Source organism: Frankia sp. CoWAU3 (assembly GCF_977971855.1).
Genome location: NZ_CDWWXB010000102.1, coordinates 5,711 through 6,272, shown reverse-complemented (window position 1 = coordinate 6,272; position 562 = coordinate 5,711). Strand labels below are relative to the sequence as shown.

Annotated in this window: 1 protein-coding gene; it reads right to left on the bottom strand. The window is 72.8% G+C overall.

Annotated features, from left to right (window positions below):
• On the bottom strand, window positions 1–562 hold a 562-nt coding region (locus tag AC08ON_RS10830), incomplete at both ends, for a hypothetical protein (protein WP_476616889.1).

Here is a 562-nt window from a genome sequence, read left to right as displayed (position 1 = left end):
TGTGTTCGATCGCCGGGCGCAGCGTCTGCACGGTGGTGTTGCTGATCTTGGCGCGGCCGGTGCGGCGGGCCAGCGCGTGCAGGTTGACCGCCAGCAGCGGGTCGTCGGCGGCCCAGCCTCGGGCGAGCCGTCCGTGCACGATGTGGTCGGCGACCTGCTCCAACGGGATGCCGGTGGACTCGTGGTGGCGCAACACCGCCCGCAGGGCGGCGGGTGTGGCATGCGAGCCGGGCAGCGCGCGGGCCTGGTCCTTGTGAGCCGCCAGCCCGCGGCGCAGCATGAGGACGGGTTCGGCGAGCGTGCCGACGAGGTAGAGCGCGGCGGCGAGCATCGGCTGTAGCACCTGCTGGTGCACTACCGGGGTGGTGTTGGACCCGGGCGGGTTGGCCCCTGTCACCGCCCAGGCTGATCGTCCCGACCAGGGCAGGAAGCCGGGCGGGTAGCGCTCGGCGGTGAACAGCTCGGCGTAGTAGGCGAGTTCGATGATGACCGCGGCGATCAGGCGGATGGTGTAGTCGCCGAGCGGGCTGACCGGGTTCCCGTCGGGGTCGCGCCGGCTGCG